The sequence below is a fragment of the Sphingomonas bacterium genome (assembly GCF_903643065.1).
In the GTDB taxonomy this organism is placed as follows: Bacteria; Pseudomonadota; Alphaproteobacteria; order Sphingomonadales; family Sphingomonadaceae; genus Sphingomonas.
Genome location: NZ_CAHJWX010000103.1, coordinates 1 through 6,696, shown reverse-complemented (window position 1 = coordinate 6,696; position 6,696 = coordinate 1). Strand labels below are relative to the sequence as shown.

The 6,696-nt window shown below is 68.5% G+C and carries 7 protein-coding genes; 3 read left to right on the top strand and 4 right to left on the bottom strand.

Annotated elements, in window-relative coordinates; translation table 11 throughout:
- Together HUU95_RS05255 and HUU95_RS05250 are read left to right on the top strand one after the other, a co-directional pair.
- The coding region (locus HUU95_RS05255) for a Ppx/GppA phosphatase family protein (protein ID WP_438827199.1) at window positions 1-352 on the top strand (352 nt) is incomplete at its 5' end.
- Between the two features lie 100 nt (window positions 353-452).
- Window positions 453-1,118 (top strand): RlmE family RNA methyltransferase, encoded by a 666-nt coding sequence (locus tag HUU95_RS05250; protein ID WP_174279152.1) that lies wholly within the window; start codon window positions 453-455, stop codon window positions 1,116-1,118.
- 500 nt (window positions 1,119-1,618) lie between these two features.
- Here the strand turns inward: HUU95_RS05250 and HUU95_RS05245 are convergent, their stop codons facing one another.
- Both HUU95_RS05245 and HUU95_RS05240 read right to left on the bottom strand, forming a co-directional pair.
- Window positions 1,619-2,836 carry an argininosuccinate synthase gene (locus tag HUU95_RS05245; protein WP_174279151.1) on the bottom strand — a complete coding sequence of 406 codons (1,218 nt, stop codon included), beginning with the start codon at window positions 2,834-2,836 and terminating at the stop codon, window positions 1,619-1,621.
- Window positions 2,837-2,847: 11 nt separating this feature from the next.
- The gene (locus tag HUU95_RS05240; protein ID WP_174279150.1) at window positions 2,848-4,104 is read right to left on the bottom strand and encodes an SAM-dependent methyltransferase; all 1,257 of its coding nucleotides are present in this window, start codon (window positions 4,102-4,104) and stop codon (window positions 2,848-2,850) included.
- 110 nt (window positions 4,105-4,214) lie between these two features.
- On the opposite strand from HUU95_RS05240, the gene HUU95_RS05235 reads away from it, so the two are divergent.
- Window positions 4,215-5,531: a UDP-glucose dehydrogenase family protein gene (locus HUU95_RS05235; protein ID WP_174279149.1), complete on the top strand. Its 1,317-nt coding sequence runs from the start codon at window positions 4,215-4,217 to the stop codon at window positions 5,529-5,531.
- Window positions 5,532-5,642: 111 nt separating this feature from the next.
- Here HUU95_RS05235 and HUU95_RS05230 read toward each other — a convergent pair whose 3' ends face one another.
- Together HUU95_RS05230 and ygfZ are read right to left on the bottom strand one after the other, a co-directional pair.
- On the bottom strand, window positions 5,643-6,074 hold the full coding sequence (locus HUU95_RS05230; RefSeq protein ID WP_174279148.1) for an RcnB family protein: 432 nt from the start codon (window positions 6,072-6,074) through the stop codon (window positions 5,643-5,645).
- 118 nt (window positions 6,075-6,192) lie between these two features.
- The coding region (gene ygfZ / locus HUU95_RS05225) for a CAF17-like 4Fe-4S cluster assembly/insertion protein YgfZ (RefSeq protein WP_174279147.1) at window positions 6,193-6,696 on the bottom strand (504 nt) is incomplete at its 5' end.

Below are 6,696 nucleotides of genomic sequence, written 5' to 3'. Positions count from 1 at the left end.
GGCGCGGCTGCCGGCGGGCGTCGCGGCGCCCCGGCTGCTCGGCACGTCGGGGACGGTGACGACGCTGGGCTCGGTCCATCTGGGGCTGCCCGCCTATGACCGGTCGGTGATCGACGGGCTGATCGTGCCGGCGGACGCGATGCGGCGTATCTGCGGCGAGCTGGCGGGGATGGCGGTGGCGGAGCGCGCGCGGCTGAGCTGCATCGGCGCCGAGCGCGCCGACCTGGTGGTGGCGGGCTGCGCGATCCTGGAGGTGATCATGGACCTGTGGCCGGCGGCGCGGCTGGGCATCGCCGATCGCGGCATCCGCGAGGGCATCCTCAAGCGGCTGATGGGGGCGGGGCGGCTGTGATCTGGTCACCCTCACCCTTCCGGCGCTGCGCGCCTCCCTCCCTCTCCCAATGGGAGAGGGAAACAGCTCGCGCAGCGAGCGAAAAGGGTGAGGGTGAGCCTTGAAGCCGCCCGGCCACCAATACGTCAAGACCGCGCGCAAGCGCACCGCGTCGTCGTCGCGCTGGCTGGAGCGGCAGCTCAACGACCCGTATGTGCGGCGCGCCAAGGCGGAGGGGTATCGCAGCCGCGCGGCGTACAAGCTGCTGGAGCTGGACGAGCGGTTCGCGCTGCTCAAGGGCGCGCGCCGCGTGATCGACCTAGGCATCGCGCCGGGCGGGTGGAGCCAGGTGGTGCGCAAGCTGGTGCCCGGCGCGGCGGTGGTCGGCATCGACCTGCTGCCGGTTGATCCGATCGACGGGGTGACGATCCTGGAGATGGACTTCCTGTCCGACGCGGCGCCCGCGCGGTTGATCGAGGCGCTGGGCGGGGCGGCGGACCTCGTCCTGTCCGACATGGCCGCCAACACGGTCGGCCACCCCCAGACCGACCACCTGCGCACCATGGCGCTGGTCGAGGCGGCCGCGCAGTTCGCGGGCGAGGTGCTGCGCCCCGGCGGCGCGTTCGTGGCGAAGGTGCTGGCGGGTGGGGCGGATCACGGGCTGGTGGCGGAGCTGAAACGGATGTTCGCGAGCGTGAAGCACGCCAAGCCGCCGGCGAGTCGCAAGGGATCGAGCGAATGGTACGTGATCGCGCAGGGGTTCAAGGATCAAAATGAACGCAGATGACTCAGCGCATACGTTTAGATCGTCAGCTTAACAGCCGGCAGCGCCGCTCTTCTTGAACAACGCTCCATGAGAGTGAGCCGCGTCTCTCAAGATTTTCAGTACACTAGCAAAGGAGATAGACTGCGATATTTTACTCTTAACGACCCTGACGTCGAATCTGTTTTTGGAGAAGAATGTCTTTGGAAAATCGTTTGGCAAAGGATCAGGATCATCGAGTGGTATACTTATGACAATAACGGATACCCCGGACCCATATAGTTCGTAGGCTCGTTGAACCTGATTGTTATCCATCGGAAGGTCACGATGAGAAACAAGAAAATTAAGTTTGCGAGCTGCTTCGCTCACGATCATCGCTTCGTCATTTCCGTTTGTCGTTCTCGTGACGAGACAATAACCGGCTGTTTCCAAAAGAGGTATTGGCGGCGCTTGCGCACTCGTGACTTTTGAGCAAAGCCCAGAAAAAAGCGCCGAGTAAATAGTCAGGATCCGTAGCTGTCTCATCACCGATCCCGCCGCCCCAGTAGCCGCAGTCGCAGCGCGTTAAGCTTGATGAAACCTTCCGCGTCGCGCTGGTCATAGGCGCCCTGGTCGTCCTCGAAGGTGACGACCTTCTCCGAATAGAGCGAGTGGGGCGACTTGCGGCCGATGACGTGGGCGCCGCCCTTGTAGAGCTTGAGGCGGACGGTGCCGTCCACCTTCGCCTGCGACTGGTCGATCGCCGCCTGGAGCATCTCGCGCTCGGGCGAGAACCAGAAGCCGTTATAGACCAGCTCGGCATAGCGCGGGCCGAACTCGTCCTTGAGGTGGGCCGCGCCCCGGTCGAGCGTCAGCTGCTCGATCGCGCGGTGCGCCGTGTGGAGGATGGTGCCGCCGGGCGTCTCGTACATCCCGCGCGACTTCATGCCGACGAAGCGGTTCTCGACCAGGTCGAGCCGGCCGATACCGTGGCGGCGGCCATGGTCGTTGAGCGAGGTCAGTAGTGCTGCGGGCGACAGGCCCTCGCCGTTGACCGCCACCGCGTCGCCGCGCTCGAAGCTCACCTCGATCACCTCGGGCGTGTCGGGCGCCTCCTCGGGGCTGACGGTGCGGCTGAACACGTAATCGGGCACCTCTGCCCAAGGATCCTCCAGCACCAGCCCCTCCGACGAGGTGTGGAGCAGGTTCGCGTCGGTCGAGAAGGGCGCCTCGCCGCGCTTGTTGTGCGGCACCTCGACCTGATGCGCCTCGGCCCATTCGATCAGGCGGGTGCGGCTGGTCAGGTCCCATTCGCGCCATGGCGCGATGACCTTGATGTCGGGGGCGAGCGCGTAATAGCCGAGCTCGAAGCGGACCTGATCGTTGCCCTTGCCCGTCGCGCCATGCGCCACCGCGTCCGCGTCCACCATCCGCGCGATCTCGATCTGGCGCTTGGCGATCAGCGGGCGGGCGATGGAGGTGCCGAGCAGGTACAGCCCCTCGTACAGCGCGTTCGCGCGCATCATCGGGAAGACGTAGTCGCGGACGAACTCTTCCTTCAAATCGTCGATGAAGATGTGCTCGGGCCTGACCCCCGCCGTCTGCGCCTTGCGCCGCGCGGGCTCCAGCTCCTCGCCCTGGCCCAGATCGGCGGTGAAGGTGACGACCTCGCAGCCACGCTCGGTCTGGAGCCATTTGAGGATGACGCTGGTGTCGAGGCCGCCGGAATAGGCGAGGACGACGCGAGTGGGTTTGCTGGCCATGGGCGCGGCGCTTAGGCGGTGGGCGGGTCCCCGCGCAAGGCGCGCTCGCCCTCGATCATGTAGTCGCGCGTCACCGGCAGCGCGTCGCGGCTTCGGGCGAACTGGAGCTGGTAGTTGACCAGCCCGCCCAGTTCGAACGCCATCGCCGCGCCCGCCAGGTAGAAGGTCCACATGCGGAAGAACCGCTCGTCGTACAGCGCGACGATCTCGTCGCGATGCGCTTGCACGCGATCGTACCAGTGGCGGATCGTCCAGGCATAGTGGAGCCGCAGCACCTCCACGTCGGTGAGGAACAGCTTGAGCCCCTCCTGCGCGCGGATGATCTCCGACAATGCGGGGTTGTAGCCGCCGGGGAAGATCCACTTGGCGGTCCAGGCGTCCGTCACGCCCGGCCCGCCCAGCCGGCCGATCGTGTGGAGCAGCATCACGCCGTCGGGGGCGAGCAGGTCGCGGCACTTGGTCATGAAGGCGCGATAGTGCGCCGGGCCGACATGCTCGAACATGCCGACCGAGACGATGCGGTCGAACTGCCCCCCGAACGCCTCCGCTGTCACGCGGCGATAGTCGATCAGCTCGAAGCGGACCCGGTCGGCGACGCCCGCCGCCTCGGCGCGCGCGCGGGCGACCTTGAGCTGCTCGGCCGACAGGGTGACGCCCAGCACGTCGGCGCCGAGCCGCTGGTGCAGGTACAGCGCCATTCCGCCCCAGCCGCAGCCGATGTCGAGCACGCGCATCCCCGGCCGGATCGCGAGCTTGGCGGCGATATGGGCGAGCTTGTCCTGCTGGGCCTGGTCCAGCGGACTGGCCGGATCGGTGAAATAGGCGCAGCTATATTGCCGGTCGGTGTCGAGGAAGAGCGCATAGAGCCGGTCGTCGAGGTCGTAATGATGCGCGACGTTGCGGCGCGCGCGGCGCTCCATGTTGAGCCGGTCGAGCCGCAGGCGCACCGTGTTGACGGCGCGCCGGAGCCGGGAGGCCTTCAGCTCCCGGCGCCCGCTCTCCCACCGGTTGTTGGCCTTGAGCAGCCGGGCGAGGCTCCACACGTCGCCGGCCTCGATCAGCAGGCGCCCGGCCATGAACATCTCGCCCGCGCCCAGCCCCGGATCGAGCAGGATCGCGCGCTCCGCCGCCCAGTCGGTGAAGCGGATCGCGACGTCGGGCAGATCGGGATCGGGCGCGCCGAAGCGACGCCGGTCGCCATCGGGGTGGATCACGGTGAGCGTGCCGCGCTTCACCGCGCGCGCGAGGAACCGGTCGAGGAGCGCCATGGGCCTCGCCAGTTAGACGAGCCGGTGGCGGCTCGGCAACAATCCGCGTCAAGCTGGCAATCGCTTCGGCGCGCGCTACAGCGCTGCTTCAGGAACACACGGGACCATTGATGCGCATCACCATGATCGGTTCGGGCTATGTCGGGCTCGTCTCCGGCGCCTGTTTTTCGGATTTCGGGCATCAGGTGACCTGCGTCGACAAGGACGAGGGCAAGATCGCGGCGCTCCACGCCGGCCGGATGCCGATCTACGAGCCGGGGCTGGCCCAGCTCGTCGCGGTCAACGTCGCCGCCGGCCGGCTGTCGTTCACCACCGATCTGGGTTCCGCGGTGGCGGGGGCGGACGCGGTGTTCATCGCGGTCGGCACCCCGTCGCGGCGCGGCGACGGCCATGCGGACCTGTCCTATGTCTTCGCCGCGGCGGAGGAGATCGCGCGCGCGGTGACCGGGCCGACGGTGGTCGTCACCAAGTCGACCGTGCCGGTGGGGACCGGCGACCAGGTGGAGCGCATCCTGCGCGAGCAACGCGCGGCGATCGAGGTGGCGGTGGTCTCCAATCCGGAGTTCCTGCGCGAGGGCGCGGCGATCAGCGACTTCAAGCGGCCCGACCGCATCGTCATCGGCACGGACGACGCGCGCGCGCGCCGCGTCATGGAGGACGTGTACCGACCGCTATACCTCAACGAGAGCCCGATCCTGTTCACCGGGCGGCGGACCAGCGAGCTGATCAAATACGCCGCCAACGCGTTCCTGGCGACCAAGATCACGTTCATCAACGAGATCGCCGACCTGTGCGAGGCGGTGGGCGCGGACGTGCGCGACGTCAGCCGGGGCATCGGGCTTGACAACCGGATCGGGCGCAAGTTCCTCCATGCCGGCCCCGGCTATGGCGGCTCATGCTTCCCCAAAGACACGCTGGCGCTGCTCAAGACGGCGGAGGACGCCGACAGCCCGATCCGGATCGTCGACGCGGTGGTCAAGGTGAACGAGGCGCGCAAGCGCAAGATGGGCAGGAAGGTGCTGGCGGCGCTGGGCCAGGCGAACGGCGGCGGCGAGGCGCGGGGCAAGACGGCGGCGCTGCTCGGCCTCACCTTCAAGCCGAACACCGACGACATGCGCGACGCGCCGGCGCTGGCGATCGCGCAGGCGCTGCTCGACGCCGGCGTGCAGGTGCGCGCGCACGATCCGGAGGGGATGGGCGCGGCGCGCGCGCTGATGTCGGACCTCGCCTATTGCGACGATGCCTATCAGGCGGCCGACGGGGCGGACGCGGTGGTGATCGTGACGGAGTGGGACGCGTTCCGCGCGCTGGACTTCGCGCGGCTGAAACGGGTGATGGCGGCGCCGGTGCTGGTCGACCTGCGCAACGTCTATCGCCGCGACGCGGTGGAGGGCGCGGGCTTCACCTATGTCGCGGTGGGGCGGTAGGGACAGTCACCCTCACCCTTCCGGCGCTGCGCGCCTCTCTCCCTCTCCCATCGGGAGAGGGAACAGCTCGGCGCAGTCGAGCGAAAAGGGTGAGGGCGACCCTCGTTCAGCTCAGTAGAAGAACGAGTTGAAGACGGTCGCGACGCGGCCCGAGCGCAGGTCGATCAGCACCACGTCGTTGCCGTAGCGCACCCATTGCTGCCCATAGCCGGGGCGGGCGAGCCGGTAGCGCTGCCAGTCGTTCACCCAATGATCGCGGCCGTAATATTCCGGCGCGAAGCGGTAGCCGACGCCGACCGGACGATAGCGATAGCCGCGCGGGCCCGCATAGCCGCCGCGGCGGAACTCGTCGCCATGGTCGCGGCGATAGTCGCGCCAGTCGCCGCGCGCTTCCTGCCGGTCCTGGCGCAGGTCGCGGCGGTCCTCGCGAATGTCACGGCGGTCGTCGCGGACCTCGCGGCGGTCGTCGCGGTAGGTCTGCGCGCCGGCGGCGACGGGCGCCAGCACGCTGGCGGCGAGCGCGGCGATGATGAGCTTGCGCATGGGGGACTCCTCTGTTCGCCCGGCGGGGTGCAGGGCATGAAGAAGGGTCTAGGCCTGCCCGGCTGAACGCGCCGGGAACCGCGCGGTCAGGCTCGCGTCAGGATTGTAACAGCGTGTGTCAGAGCGCGGCGGCGAGCCAGGGGGGGATCAGGGCGTCGCCGAGCGCGTCGACGCGGCGGCGTTCGACCATGAGGTTTAGGTCCCGGAAGGTTGCGGCGGTGCCGCCGGGTTGGTCGTGTAAAGGTGCGACGACGAGGCGGCGCGACACCTTGGCGCGGTGATGCATGCGCGCGGTGTTCTCCTGGCCGACATAGCAGCCCTTGGTGAAGCTGACCCCGTGCAGCTCGCGCGCGTTCGCCTCCAGCCACAGCGTCTCGCCCGTGCCCAGCTCCGCCACGCCTTCCGTCACGCCCAGCCGCAGCCGGTGCGCCAGCCAGCCGGTCGCCGCTTCGCCCGGCATCGCATCGGCAGGCAACTCGCCGCGGGCCTCGACGTCCTGGGCGTGCGACGGTCTCTTCAGCACCCAGAAGGCCGCGAACGGCGTCAGCAGAGCGAAGACGGTTTCCACCCGTGTGTCCGCCGCCCAGCGGCGCAGGGCCAGCGCGCCCCAGCCGATAACGAG